Source organism: Bacillus gaemokensis (genome assembly GCF_001590835.1).
Lineage (GTDB): Bacteria > Bacillota > Bacilli > Bacillales > Bacillaceae_G > Bacillus_A > Bacillus_A gaemokensis.
Genome location: NZ_LTAQ01000002.1, coordinates 45,812 through 59,065 on the forward strand (window position 1 = coordinate 45,812; position 13,254 = coordinate 59,065).

Annotated in this window: 15 protein-coding genes, 2 pseudogenes and 1 other annotated feature; of the genes and pseudogenes, 5 read left to right on the forward strand and 12 right to left on the reverse strand. The window is 35.1% G+C overall.

From position 1 onward, the window contains the following. Positions 1-527 (reverse strand): SH3 domain-containing protein (locus AZF08_RS05850; protein ID WP_153019486.1); only part of this gene is annotated, 527 nt, incomplete at its 3' end. Between the two features lie 239 nt (positions 528-766). Here AZF08_RS05850 and AZF08_RS32105 point away from each other — a divergent pair. Then, positions 767-1,132: an LPXTG cell wall anchor domain-containing protein gene (locus AZF08_RS32105; protein WP_033674419.1), complete on the forward strand. Its 366-nt coding sequence runs from the start codon at positions 767-769 to the stop codon at positions 1,130-1,132. A 305-nt stretch (positions 1,133-1,437) separates the two neighbouring features. Here the strand turns inward: AZF08_RS32105 and proS are convergent, their stop codons facing one another. Both proS and AZF08_RS05865 read right to left on the reverse strand, forming a co-directional pair. Further along, the gene (gene proS / locus AZF08_RS05860; protein WP_033674420.1) at positions 1,438-2,868 is read right to left on the reverse strand and encodes a proline--tRNA ligase; all 1,431 of its coding nucleotides are present in this window, start codon (positions 2,866-2,868) and stop codon (positions 1,438-1,440) included. A gap of 46 nt (positions 2,869-2,914) precedes the next feature. After that, positions 2,915-3,123, reverse strand: a binding site (T-box leader). A gap of 104 nt (positions 3,124-3,227) precedes the next feature. Continuing rightward, positions 3,228-3,512, reverse strand: a complete 285-nt coding sequence (locus tag AZF08_RS05865) for a YesK-like family protein (RefSeq protein ID WP_033674422.1) — start codon at positions 3,510-3,512, stop codon at positions 3,228-3,230. A gap of 153 nt (positions 3,513-3,665) precedes the next feature. Here AZF08_RS05865 and AZF08_RS05870 point away from each other — a divergent pair, with 153 nt between their 5' ends. Beyond that, positions 3,666-4,979, forward strand: a complete 1,314-nt coding sequence (locus AZF08_RS05870; RefSeq protein WP_033674423.1) for an alkaline phosphatase family protein — start codon at positions 3,666-3,668, stop codon at positions 4,977-4,979. Positions 4,980-5,087: 108 nt separating this feature from the next. Beyond that, on the forward strand, positions 5,088-6,371 hold the full coding sequence (locus tag AZF08_RS05875) for an MFS transporter (RefSeq protein WP_033674424.1): 1,284 nt from the start codon (positions 5,088-5,090) through the stop codon (positions 6,369-6,371). Between the two features lie 47 nt (positions 6,372-6,418). Here AZF08_RS05875 and AZF08_RS05880 read toward each other — a convergent pair whose 3' ends face one another. From AZF08_RS05880 to AZF08_RS05910, 8 genes and pseudogenes are all read right to left on the reverse strand, one after another. After that, positions 6,419-6,817 carry a hypothetical protein gene (locus AZF08_RS05880; protein WP_033674425.1) on the reverse strand — a complete coding sequence of 133 codons (399 nt, stop codon included), beginning with the start codon at positions 6,815-6,817 and terminating at the stop codon, positions 6,419-6,421. 12 nt (positions 6,818-6,829) lie between these two features. Continuing rightward, complete coding sequence (locus AZF08_RS05885; RefSeq protein ID WP_082246058.1) at positions 6,830-7,081, reverse strand: helix-turn-helix transcriptional regulator; 252 nt, start codon at positions 7,079-7,081, stop codon at positions 6,830-6,832. Between the two features lie 71 nt (positions 7,082-7,152). After that, positions 7,153-8,394 carry an MFS transporter gene (locus AZF08_RS05890; protein ID WP_033674428.1) on the reverse strand — a complete coding sequence of 414 codons (1,242 nt, stop codon included), beginning with the start codon at positions 8,392-8,394 and terminating at the stop codon, positions 7,153-7,155. Between the two features lie 63 nt (positions 8,395-8,457). Further along, complete coding sequence (locus AZF08_RS05895) at positions 8,458-9,042, reverse strand: TetR/AcrR family transcriptional regulator (RefSeq protein ID WP_033674430.1); 585 nt, start codon at positions 9,040-9,042, stop codon at positions 8,458-8,460. Between the two features lie 80 nt (positions 9,043-9,122). Then, positions 9,123-9,266 carry a hypothetical protein gene (locus AZF08_RS05900; RefSeq protein WP_033674432.1) on the reverse strand — a complete coding sequence of 48 codons (144 nt, stop codon included), beginning with the start codon at positions 9,264-9,266 and terminating at the stop codon, positions 9,123-9,125. A gap of 173 nt (positions 9,267-9,439) precedes the next feature. Next, positions 9,440-9,694 (reverse strand): hypothetical protein, encoded by a 255-nt coding sequence (locus AZF08_RS05905; RefSeq protein ID WP_033674433.1) that lies wholly within the window; start codon positions 9,692-9,694, stop codon positions 9,440-9,442. A gap of 66 nt (positions 9,695-9,760) precedes the next feature. Continuing rightward, positions 9,761-9,829, reverse strand: a pseudogene (locus AZF08_RS32110) (thioredoxin family protein); the annotation flags it as partial. A gap of 32 nt (positions 9,830-9,861) precedes the next feature. Further along, complete coding sequence (locus AZF08_RS05910) at positions 9,862-10,233, reverse strand: DnaJ family domain-containing protein (RefSeq protein WP_033674434.1); 372 nt, start codon at positions 10,231-10,233, stop codon at positions 9,862-9,864. 375 nt (positions 10,234-10,608) lie between these two features. On the opposite strand from AZF08_RS05910, the gene AZF08_RS05915 reads away from it, so the two are divergent. Beyond that, a complete protein-coding gene (locus AZF08_RS05915) occupies positions 10,609-12,633 on the forward strand; it encodes a glycosyl hydrolase family 18 protein (RefSeq protein ID WP_033674435.1) in 2,025 nt (674 codons plus the stop codon). A 41-nt stretch (positions 12,634-12,674) separates the two neighbouring features. Here AZF08_RS05915 and AZF08_RS28430 read toward each other — a convergent pair. Further along, positions 12,675-12,764, reverse strand: a pseudogene (locus tag AZF08_RS28430) (metal ABC transporter permease); the annotation flags it as partial. A 128-nt stretch (positions 12,765-12,892) separates the two neighbouring features. Between AZF08_RS28430 and AZF08_RS05920 the strand changes: the two are divergent. After that, on the forward strand, positions 12,893-13,210 hold the full coding sequence (locus AZF08_RS05920) for a hypothetical protein (RefSeq protein WP_033674436.1): 318 nt from the start codon (positions 12,893-12,895) through the stop codon (positions 13,208-13,210). Positions 13,211-13,254: the final 44 nt, after the last annotated feature.

Sequence of the window (13,254 nt, forward strand, 5' to 3'; positions counted from 1 at the left end):
CCTTGTTTTCCAGCTTCTAGCTTCACAAACTCTAACGATACGTAACCTTCTTTTCCTTTATAACTTATCTTCGCCCAGCCGTTTGCTTTTCCTAAAACTATTACTTTTTCATCCTTTTGAACAAAACCAACAATTGAACTCCCTAAAACTGGACTATTACGCACATTCAACCTTGTCGCTGTAACAACTCCACTTTCTTTTTTCTCGTCATTAATTGTAGTTTGTTGGTTTTGCCCAACATTAGATGTTTTTTCTAATAACTTTAAAAATTGTAGAGAGACATAACCTTCTTTCCCCTCATGAGAAATTTTAGCCCACTCTTTTTCTTTTCCTAAAATCTGTACGGTTGTCCCTTTCTTTGCTTTTCCTACAATTTTACTTTGTGTTGTCGGCTGTTCACGTATATTTAAATTTGTTGCATTTACTGTCGCTAAATTTTCACTTTCCGCTAAAGCATGAGTGGAAACAAGAGATGCTGTTGTTGCTAAAAATGTACCTGTTATGATTTGTTTTGTTATTTGTTTCATATGATTATTCGAATATAAACAATGTTATATTCTTTAACCCTCCCTCTTCAAAATCAATCTAGTATTCATCTTAACATATCTTTCTCTAATCATTCTCCAATTGAATTTATTAAACAAATCTTGATTTAACAAGCCTTTTTTTCTATATATAGTTTTTTTTCATAAAATTCCTTTCGCTATGAAATATTACAAAATATGTATTTTAGATGGAGTATTATTTTGTACTTAGGAGGAAAACCATGATAAAAATCACCACTCTAGCATTAGCACTATCTTTATCCTTTTTTAGTGGTCTAAGTAGTGGACATGCTGCTAAATATGAAGTTCATACAATAGGTAACAATGCAGTTGCCCAATATGGCGATGATTCTCAAGGCGGCAACGGTTCTCAAGACGGCGGTTCTCAAGGCGGCAATGGTTCTCAAGGTGGCGGCTCTAAAGCTGGCAATGGTTCAAATAATGGGAAAGTAAAAGGTCAAAGTACTACAGAACAAGGTGGTAAACTACCTAATACCGCAACTCAGTACCCTACAGGAATCTTAGTAGGGATTACTACATTCCTACTTGGAATCACTCTATTTGTTCGTAGAAAACAAGTAAAATAAATCAAACAAAATATCTCCGTCTAAAAAATACATAATAAAAATAAGGTAACACTTTAATTAGTGGAGGATGCCTTCATCCCCCACTAATTATTTCCCTCACCAACCCACATTTTCCAAGTAGTTAATACAATCCCCTATCTAAATCTTTTCTGTTTGAGTTGGGGAGAGTAGCATTCACAAACAAATGACCCTCTATCTATAACTTTGAGATAAATGTTCCTTTTATTACTTAGGGAATGGGACCTTGAAATATATTATTTAAGCTAATTTGATTAAGAAAAAATATTAGCTAACAACTAAGAACATTAATATGCCTTTCCCCAATAAACCATCTGCTCTGCTTTTTTACCACAACATACACATTCTTCTGCTAGTTGCTCTTGCTCAAATGCTATACAACGTGATGAGACCCCAACTACTTCTTTTAATTTCTCTTCACAAGCGAGCTCACCGCACCACATCGCTTTAATAAATCCTTGTTTTTCATCGGCTATTTTCTTCATTTCTTCAAAAGTCGTAACACGGTATGTGTTTTCATCACGAAATGCCTTTGCTTTATTGAATAAAGAATTGTGGATTTCATCGAGTAACGATGTAATACGCTCTTCTAATTGATCCATTGATACAAACTCTTTTTCTTTCGTATCACGTCTTACAAGTACCACTTGATTCTTCTCTATGTCTTTTGGACCAACTTCTAATCGAACTGGAATCCCTTTCATTTCATACTCATTAAATTTCCACCCCGGTGTTTTATTACTAGCATCTATTTTCACGCGCGCAACTTTTTGAATACGTCCTTGCAAGTGTGCTGCTTTCTCTAACACACCTTCTTTATGCTGAGCGATCGGTACGATAACAACTTGTAATGGCGCGACTTTTGGAGGCATCACTAGACCATTATTATCACTATGAACCATAATAAGTCCACCGATCATCCTTGTTGATACACCCCAAGATGTCTGGTGTACATATTGCCATTTTCCATTACGATCTAAAAACTTAATATCAAATGCTTTGGAGAAATTAGTCCCAAAATTATGAGATGTTCCCGTTTGAAGCGCTTTTCCATCATGCATTAAACTTTCAATCGTATATGTTGCTTTCGCACCTGCAAACTTTTCTTTTTCTGTTTTCTGTCCTTTAATTACTGGAATCGCTAAATAATCTTCACAGAACGAAGCGTATAGATTCAAAATATTTAATGTTTCCGCTTGAGACTCCTCTGCTGTTTCATGAATTGTATGACCTTCTTGCCATAAAAATTCAGTTGTACGAAGAAATGGTCTCGTCGTTTTTTCCCAGCGAACTACTGAACACCATTGATTATATAATTTCGGTAAATCATTATAAGATTGGACAATTTTTGAAAAATGCTCGCAAAATAGAGTTTCAGAGGTTGGACGCACACAGAGTCGTTCCGCTAACTTCTCATCCCCTCCATGTGTAACCCATGCTACTTCAGGTGCGAATCCTTCCACATGATCCTTCTCTTTTTGTAGTAAACTTTCTGGAATAAACATTGGCATATACACATTTTCATGACCAGATTTTTTTAATTTTTCATCCATTACCTTCTGGATATTTTCCCATAATGCATATCCATATGGACGTAAAATCATACATCCTTTCACACTTGAATAATCAACTAGTTCAGCTTTCTTTACAATATCGGTATACCACTGAGCGAAGTCCTCTTCCATTTTGGTAATAGCTTGCACTTGTTCTTTTGCCATATTACTCTTTCCTCCTTTAGAAAATAAAAAAAGCCCGTGTCCCCAAAATAGGGACCGAGCTTTTGCCGGCGTTACCACCCTGATTCATATACAAATAAATTGTACATGCTCTCTTTTTGATAACGGGAACTTCCCGCTGCATATGCAGAACGCAAAGGTAGGTTCCATATCGTCTTTTTAAGAATCTCTCAGCCAAATGGATTCTCTCTCTGCAAAAAGGTGAGACATGTACTAATCCTTTTTCATCGTTATGACGAAATAAATTTGTTGAATATCATAATATAAATCCCATTTTAAAACAATAGCTAATTTTCTTATTTTTATATATTCTTTTCATTTTTTTCTGTTTTATACTGGATCTATACATACTTTCCACGGAAGATTTTTATGAATTGATGAGTAATCATACCGATTAGCGTTCCTACTAAAACAAAGAAACAGGCGATACCATATCCCATTCCCTCCCATCCTCCAATAGCGAAGATTGTAACAGGAAAGAAGATTAAACAAAGAAGAATTAAAATAAGTGCGAAAATAATATCAAATCTTCTATGTGGAAATTGTTTCTTTAATACAAACGAAACAGCAAATACAATAAGAATTGTTATAGCTCCAATTATAAAAAACACTTCAAATCCGTTCATCCCACTCTCTCCTTCCATTCATTCCCTTATAATTATTATAAATTTAAAAATTCTAAAAATAAACAATAAACTTTTTTCGAAAACAAGTTTTTATAACCAGGTATTAATAGTAATATATAATAATAGATTACATATAATTAGGAGGTATAAACGATGGGAAAATCATTAACAAATCATGTAATCATTTTATCTTTCGACTGTTTATCAGCTTTAGATTTCCCTATATTACAAAAACTTCCTCATTTTAGCTCTTTAATCGAACAAGGTGCAATCGCACGAAAAGTAGAAGCTATTTATCCTTCCGTAACATACCCAAGTCACGCCACCATTGTAACTGGTAATTATCCAAACAAACATGGCGTTGTAAGTAATACATTGCTTCAGCCAGGCAAGGAATCACCCGATTGGCATTGGTATCGCCGTTCTATTAAAGGAACGACATTATATGACGAAGCTCGAAAAGCCAATTTAACAACAGCTGCCCTTTTATGGCCTGTTACAGGAAGAGCAAAAATCGACTACAACTTGCCTGAGATTTTTCCAAACAGACCGTGGCAGAATCAAGTTCTTGTTTCTTTATTTAGTGGCAGTCCATTATATCAACTAGACTTAAATCGTCGTTTTGGTCATATTAGAAATGGATTATCTCAGCCTGAACTTGATGATTTCGTCCTTGCCTCTGCTGTACATACCATTCAAACCAAAAAACCTAACATCATGTTTGTCCACTTTACAGATTTAGACACTCAAAGACATTATCATGGTTTTACGTCTGAAGAAACAACAGCAGCTATTCAAAGGCATGATGAACGCCTAGGGAAGATTATCAGTGTATTAAAAGAAAATGGCATGTACGAAGAAACTACAATCATTGCCCTCGGTGATCATAGCGCCTTAAGTGAAAATAAAGCTATCCAACTCAATAATCTTTTCAGGAAAAAAGGACTACTTTCAGTAAGCAAGAGTGGAAAACTAACAGATTGGAAGGCTTATTGTCAAAGTTGTGATGGTTCTGCTTACGTACATGTAAAAGATAAAAATGATACTGAAACCATTCAAACAGTCCAACGCCTTCTTGAAGAACTTCTGCAAAATAAACAAAATGGTATTGAGTTTATACTTCATGACGAAGCTGCAAAAGAGTGTGGAGCTGATGGAAATTGCCTTTTTATGCTAGAAGCTCGCGAAGGCTATTACTTTGTAGAGAATCATACAGGTGATTTTATAAAAGAAATTACAGCAAAAGATGTAACTTCCAGTAAAAAATATACGTTTGGTACACATGGTTACTCTCCGACAAAACCAAACTATGAAACAATTTTTATCGCTGCTGGGAAAGGGATTCGTCAAGGTACAATCATTCCCTATATGCGGCTCATCGACGAAGGACCTACTATTGCGAGGTTACTCGGGTTACATCTCGGTGAAACAGACGGAACTGTGATAGAGGATTTACTTCAATTGTAAAGAAATGTGTATATATGTAAAAGTTATGTAAAACTTACCCTTGTTTCTCTTTTTACAATTTTTATTTTTGTACACTAATGTTAGAACAATTTTAAGGAGGAACATTATATGAAAAAAATGTCCAGACAAGAAAAAAGCTGGATATTGTATGACTGGGCAAACTCGGTGTACTCGCTTATCATTACAACTGCACTATTTCCTATTTATTTTAAAACTGCCGCAAAAGAGGCTGGCCTATCTGGAGCGACTTCAACAGCTTTTTGGGGGTATGCGAATTCTTTCTCTACACTGTTAATTTCTATTCTTGCCCCAATTCTTGGCACGGTTGCAGATTATAAAGGATTTAAAAAACGCTTCTTCACATTCTTTTTTGGACTCGGTATTATATTTACAAGTATGCTAGCCGTTGTACCTACATCACAGTGGTACTTACTACTAGGTTGTTATATGCTTGCTTTAGTGGGATTTGCTGGAGCAAATATTTTTTATGATGCGTTCTTAGTAGATGTCACAACAGAAGATAGAATGGATCGTATTTCAACACGTGGCTTTGCATTAGGCTATATTGGCAGTACCATTCCTTTTATTGGATGCATTGTACTTATTATACTTGCGCAGAAAGGAACAATTCCATTATCTGTTGGTATCGCTAGTCAAATTTCCTTTGCAATTACAGCTCTTTGGTGGGGATTATTTACGATTCCAATGCTTAAAAATGTAGAACAAACACACTACATTGAACATCATCCAAAGCCAATTACGATGAGCTTTAAACGTTTAGCCAATACTTTTAGGAACATCAAACAATACAGAACTGTATTTTTATTTTTACTCGCTTACTTTTTCTATATTGATGGCGTTGATACAATTATTACAATGTCCACTGCTTATGGAACAGACCTTGGCATTAGTGCAACAAACCTGCTTATTATTTTATTTGTAACGCAAATTGTCGCTTGTCCATTCGCCTTGTTATACGGTAAACTCTCCGAAACATTTACAGGTAAAAAGATGTTATATGTCGGTATTATTATTTATATCATTATTTGTGTATATGCTTATTTTCTAAAAACAACACTCGATTTTTGGATTCTAGCAATGCTTGTCGCAACTTCTCAGGGCGGGATTCAAGCACTTAGCCGCTCATATTTTGCTAAATTGGTACCGAAAGAATCTGCTAATGAATTCTTCGGTTTTTATAACATTTTTGGTAAGTTCGCAGCTATTATGGGACCTATACTAGTTGGTGTAACAACTCAATTAACAGGAAAAACAAATGCTGGTGTACTAAGTATTACGGTCTTATTTATTATCGGCGGATTTTTATTAACACGTGTACCCGAAAATGCTACTTCTGTTACATCACCGGCTCCAAAGTCAGAAACATTATAATAAAAAATGTCCCTTCTATATGAAAGGGACATTTTTTTATGAATCTATTAACGATATCGTTTTACCACTAAGAATTCCACAGCCGGCTTTACAACAATCGCAGCACATAGGGCAAATAAAAGCGGTATATTTTGAAAATCAATCCAGTTGCTAAAGCCAACTGAAGCAAAGAATAAGCCAAAAATTAAAACAACTAACACATAGTATGTAATACTTGCACTCGTTTTTAACACATGTTTTTCTAGTTCATCTTCCCCTTTTTTTCCACCTGGTCCATCAATATCATGCCATGTTAAATATTTAAAAATATGGTGTAATGCTATACTACAGACGAATAAGGCATACCAATTCACGCGAAGCTCCGTTAACCAATAATAGAGTGCAAATGCCATGGCACTTACACCTACTACAAACATAAACAATAAACTTATTTTACTTTTCCCCAATCTTTTCTCCCCTTACTGCTTATACATAAATAATTTATCAACCGTTGTGCCTAACACTTCAGCTAAACGAAAGGCTAATGCTAAACTTGGATCATATTTATTATTTTCAATTGCATTTATCGTCTGTCTTGATACCTTGCACTTATCAGCTAATACACCTTGTGAAATCTTATTTTCAGTGCGTAATTCATAAATTTGGTTTTTCACATCATTTCTCCTAACCTGTAAAATCGATTTTACATCATCAGTATATATTTGGTGCATATCGTTGTCAAAAAATCTCCATACAAAAAAGGAGCATAAATCGCTCCTTTTTGCATGACGCAACAAAGTTCCTACACAAAAGAATCTGTAAGTTCTTTTTTATTCGTATCCTCTTGTTTATTTCCAACTTCTTCATTTATCTTCATACGTAAAATTGGTAAAACCGCAAGTAGAATAAGCAACATCGCTATAGAAAACACAGCAATAATTGAAGTCATTTCTTTTAATCCTCCAGCTAGAGAATTTCCAATTAACACAGCTCCCATAAAAAGCGGTAAGATGGTACCATTTACACGCCCTACCATCTCTTCTGGTACAAGCTTAATCATAAGTGTCCCAACAACAACGTTAACGCAAGCTAAACAAATTCCTGTTCCAAATCTCATCAAACTAGTAATCCAAAATGATGTAGACAGTCCTTCCACCAGAAATGACATAGCTAGCATCACCATTCCAAACACAAACATTTTCTTCGGATGTACCTTTGAAGCAAAAACAGCTGCAACGATACCTCCTATTAACATCCCTATTCCATCAGCCGCTGCTAAATATTGAACAGCTTCCTTTTCCATCCCTAACCGCTCAATAACAAGGAATACTTCTAATGGATTCGTTAATCCAACTGCTAAACCCATGATCGCAAAGGTAATTGTAATCATACATAAATTTTTTGTTTGAAGAACATATCTCCAGCCCTCTTTTATATCATTCCTTAATGAGGTACTCACAGTTTTCTCTTTTTCAATCCATCTTGGTAAAAAAGAAAGAGTTATAGCAGATAGCACAAATAAACCAATTAAACTGTATAGCGAAGTAAACAATCCAAACTGTATATAAACAATTGACCCTACAACCGGACCGAAAATGATAAATAACGACTGTAACGTTTGATTGATTGCAATTGCATTTGCGACATGCTTTTCTTCTACATAGCGTTTAAATATCCGTGATGATGAAGGCTGAGAGAACTGCCCGACGATAGCCGAAACAAACGCTGCAAAAAATATAGCCTGCCAATAATCCAGCTTTAACAATAAAACAATCCCTATAATAGATAATAGGCTTAATATGTCTCCAGCTACCATCGTCCGCTTAGGATTCCAACGATCTGCTAGTGCACCACCAATAAATGAAAAAATAAAAATCGGTGCGTATTCCATAACAGATAATAATGAAACCGAAACCGGATCATTATTTGTTCGCTCCATAATGAAATACAAAAGTGCCATATTTCGAATCCAAATCGCAAACTGCTGTAAAATATCAGACGCCATAACAAGCATAAATGCACGATTTCTAAATAAAGCTTTCATCTTATCTCCTCTTTCCTAAACCGACCGTTCAGTCTATTTTTGTATAAGAAAAAAGCTGCCGATTTAAGATTCAGCTGCCATTCCTTGTAGTAATACATCAATTGCCTTTTTGTAAATTCGCTTCATTTCTGTAGAGTCTAACTCATAGTAAAGCATCCCAAGCCCAGATAATAAACCATTTACAATGTACATAAGATCCCTGGTATCTCCTTGACGGAACTCTCCAGATTTTATGCCTTCTTCAATTAACTTTTCAATAACAACGTATGATGCCCTTGCTAAAGCAAGCATTTCATCTAAAACTTCTTTGCTCACAACTTGACTTGTAGAAAACTCTTCAACTGCACTAAAAATAGGATGCTGGGTGTCCTCTACATGATACTCTGCAAGACCATATAATTTTTCGGTACTCGTACGATACTGTTTTTCTTTTTCATTCCATTTTTCCAGCCAATCGTACGTATGTTGTTTCACTACGAATAAAAATAATTCTTCTTTACTTTTAAAATGATAATAAATGCTACCTTTACTGCGCTCAGTAATTTCACAAATGTCTTCCATAGATGTTGCAGCATATCCTTTTTTTGAAAACAAATCTTCCGCTTGGTATGCTATTTCTTTTTTTATCTCTTCTGCACTTTTTCTCATATTCACACCCCATCAAACCGACCGTTCAGTCTAATAATAACAAATATATAACCTCTTTTACAAGAGGTTATATTCCTTATTTAGGAAAATACATTTTCAAACCATATTCGAAATGTATGGATAGTTCCAACTTTAAAGCCCAGTTTAACAATAAATACTCCCCCTGCAACTAATAACCAAAGAGCTACCCTCCCTTTGTTTTTAACTTTTGGTTTCTTCTTCATTCTCATTCCCCTTATAATATCATTAATTCTGTATTTATAAATACAATAAACTTATATAGCTAAACTCTAAACATATTAAACAAACATTTGTTTAGCTGATTTTATGCAGTTTCATACCAACTAATCAAACGTTTGTTTAAAAAGAAATACGCTCACAAAGAGCGTATTTCTCATTAATCTCCACCTCCACCACCGCAGCTTCCACCATCTCCTCCAGAAAATCCACTATCTCCTCCAAAGGAACTTCCACAGTCATGGGAATTATCATTATCAGATCCTGCAAAAAAAAGTGGTGTAGAAGTAGCTGTAGTCGTAGTATCGCCAGTACCTGACTTATAAAGGTTTGGTTTACGTTTATGAGACCTTACTTCTTTTACAATCATTCCAACTAGTACTATAAACAACAATGCTCCTATTACAAAACCCATATAAAACTCCCCTTCCATATATTAAATTACCTGTATTGCTCGTTCTATCTTCTCTAAGGAAATAAATCACGACTCACGAAGTATCTCTTTCCCTTCATGGAATAATAAAACTGTTGGTGCCGTAAATACTAAATATTCCTCTGAAATTTCTTTCATGTTTATCCCTCTTAGCGTAATTTCCGAAACACTTGATCTTGATACATTCGAAATGCTGAAGATTCCTTTATTTTTCTCTTTTCCATTAACTGTTGAAAACGAAGAGTTTTCGCAGTTAACTCCTCTTTTAATTTTTCTCTCTCTGTTTCATCGTAACAACAAGCAATTAAATCCTCTATTTTCAACATATCCTTTTGTAGTTCCATCTCTGCTGGGATCATTCCAGCGTTTTTCAAAATCTTATAGCTCATTCTAAGGTCCGGGGGTACCATTGAAAGGTCTTCTAATTGCAGTGGTTTTCCTTTACCAGGCAGATCATCAAGATCACCGTTATTGATTGCCTGACGAATTTTTTCTTCAGCAATGCCCAAGAAAACATCCATCGCTCTCCCTCCCTTACATATTTTTACTATTATTTTACATGAAATTTCACAATGCTGCTATGATATGAAACAATAATTTCACACAATTTTTTCTCAAATTGTCCTCTAAAATTAAGTTTTCAGATTTTTTAGACTGTAAATTTATATATAATTCGCATTATAACTATTCATGTAATTGAGAAACTCCTTCCTACTAAAATAAAGCGTTTACATAAAATCTTACATTTGTTACGATGAAATCACGCCATCTCCCTTGTATAGACTTCGTGATGTCTGTTCATTTTGACAATCTAGACATTTTTACGTCTAGATTCATTCTGATTTATTGGCAATAGCCATTAAATATATCTTTTTATTTCGAAAGGGGAAATGACTATGAGGTCAAAAAAAATCACATTTCTATTCCTATCTCTACTACTCTTCTTACCTCTTTTTCTTACAAATTTTATAACTCCTAATCCTGTCTCAGCAGATTCATCCAAAACAAATCAAAAAATTATTGGGTACTTTCCTTCTTGGGGTATTTATGGCCGAAATTATCAAGTTGCTGACATCGATGCATCAAAGCTTACTCATTTGAACTATGCCTTTGCTGATATTTGTTGGAATGGCAAACATGGAAATCCTTCTACTCATCCTGATAACCCAAATAAACAAACATGGTCCTGTAAAGAATCTAGTGTACCACTGCAAAATAAAGAAGTACCTAATGGCACCCTTGTACTAGGCGAACCTTGGGCTGATGTTAATAAATCTTTTCCCGGTTCAGGTTCAACATGGGAAGATTGTGACAAATATGCCCGTTGCGGAAATTTTGGTGAACTGAAACGCCTAAAAGCAAAGTACCCCCACTTAAAAACCATTATCTCAGTCGGAGGCTGGACATGGTCCAATCGTTTTTCTGACGTAGCTGCTGATGAAAAAACTCGGAAAGTATTTGCAGAATCTGCCGCGGCTTTCATTCGTGAATATGGATTTGATGGTGTAGATTTAGACTGGGAATACCCAGGTGTTGAAACGATTCCTGGAGGAAGCTATCGCCCAGAAGATAAGCAAAATTTCACATTACTTCTTCAAGATGTCCGAAATGCTTTAAATAAAGCAGGCTCTGAAGATGGGAAACAATATTTATTAACAATTGCCTCAGGTGCAAGTCAGCGTTATGCTGACCATACAGAACTGAAGAAGGTTTCACAAATTGTCGATTGGATTAACATCATGACATATGATTTTCATGGTGGCTGGGAAGCAACATCTAATCATAATGCTGCATTATACGGTGATCCGAAAGACCCAGCAGTTGGTACAAAGTTTTATGTCGATGGAGCTGTTGAAATTTATAAAAATGAAGGTGTACCAGCTGATAAAATTGTATTGGGTGTTCCTTTCTATGGCCGCGGCTGGAAAAGCTGCGGGAAAGATAACAATGGACAATATCAACCTTGTAAGCCAGGCAGTGATGGAAAGCTAGCTTCTAAAGGAACTTGGGATGATTATTCCACAGGAGACACAGGTGTATATGATTACGGTGATTTAGCGGCTAACTATGTAAACAAAAATGGCTTTGTTCGTTACTGGAACGACACAGCTAAAGTCCCGTATTTATATAACGAAACTACTGGAACGTTTATTAGCTATGATGATACAGAGTCTATGAAACATAAAACAGATTATATAAAAACAAAAGGTTTGGGCGGGGCAATGTTTTGGGAGTTAAGTGGTGACTGTCGTACAAGTCCAAGATATAGTTGTAGTGGTCCAAAACTGCTTGATACGTTAGTTACAGAATTACTAGGCGGACCTATTAACCAAAAAGATAGTTTACCTCCAACAAACGTAAAAAACATTACAGTTACAAATAAAAATTCAAGCCTAGTTCAATTATCCTGGAATGCATCTACTGATAATGTTGGTGTTACAGAATATGAAGTAACTTCTGGAACTGAGAAATGGAAAACAACCACGAATACTATTACGATTAAAAATTTAAAACTCAATACAGAATATACTTTTTCAATTGTTGCGAAAGACGCAGCAGGAAATCAATCACAACCATCTTCCATTACAGTTAAAACCGATGATGGAAGTACAACCCCACCAGGCGGAAATAGTAACGTGACATTTGCAGTTACTTCAAACTGGGAAAATGGCTACAATTTTTCTATTATAATTAAAAACACAGGAACAACCCCTATTAAAAACTGGAATTTGGAATTTGATTATAATGGAAGTTTAACACAAGTTTGGGACTCTAAGCTTGTAAGTAATACAAAGAATCATTACGTCATTACAAACGCGGGATGGAACGGCGATATTCCTGCTGGTGGAACAATTACAATTGGAGGTGCTGGAACAGGAAATCCAGCCGAAATTCTAAATGCTGTAGTTCTCGGAAATTAAGTAAAAAGCGGTATCTCTTATTCTCTGAGATACCGCTTTTTCTAATCTTTCTTTAATTTTCTTGCTATTCCATTACCCAAAGACTGTAATCCTTGAACAAGAATAATTAAGATAAAGGCTGTTGCATACACAAAACTATTGATCATTTCTAGAAATAATACTGATTATAAGCAATAATCGTATACAAGTTATACTCATAATTAATATACTAGGTAACAGTAAATACTTTATACAGAAAAATGAAAAGAGGCTACATTGTATGCACGAAGAAAATGCTATACAAACCCTACTACTATCTCAGATAGAAAAACTGTCCCAATCCTTTCATTATGATTTTTTATATGAGATAGAACAACAAAAAGCACTCTGCCAAATTCTTTTAAGAGATGATAACGGCTCAATTGTAGCAACACCGCTTAGTTTCCAAATGTCAATAAACGAAGTGGCAGGCAAAGGAGAATTTATTTTTTATAACGAACATGGTGAATTTCATCGCCAGAAATTTGATATTTATACGGAAGACAGCATTGTTAAATTACTATTATTTATTCAAGAACGTTTACAAGTAAACCAATAAACTGTATGAAGGCAGCTATATAAAAATGTAGCTGCCTTCCTTAC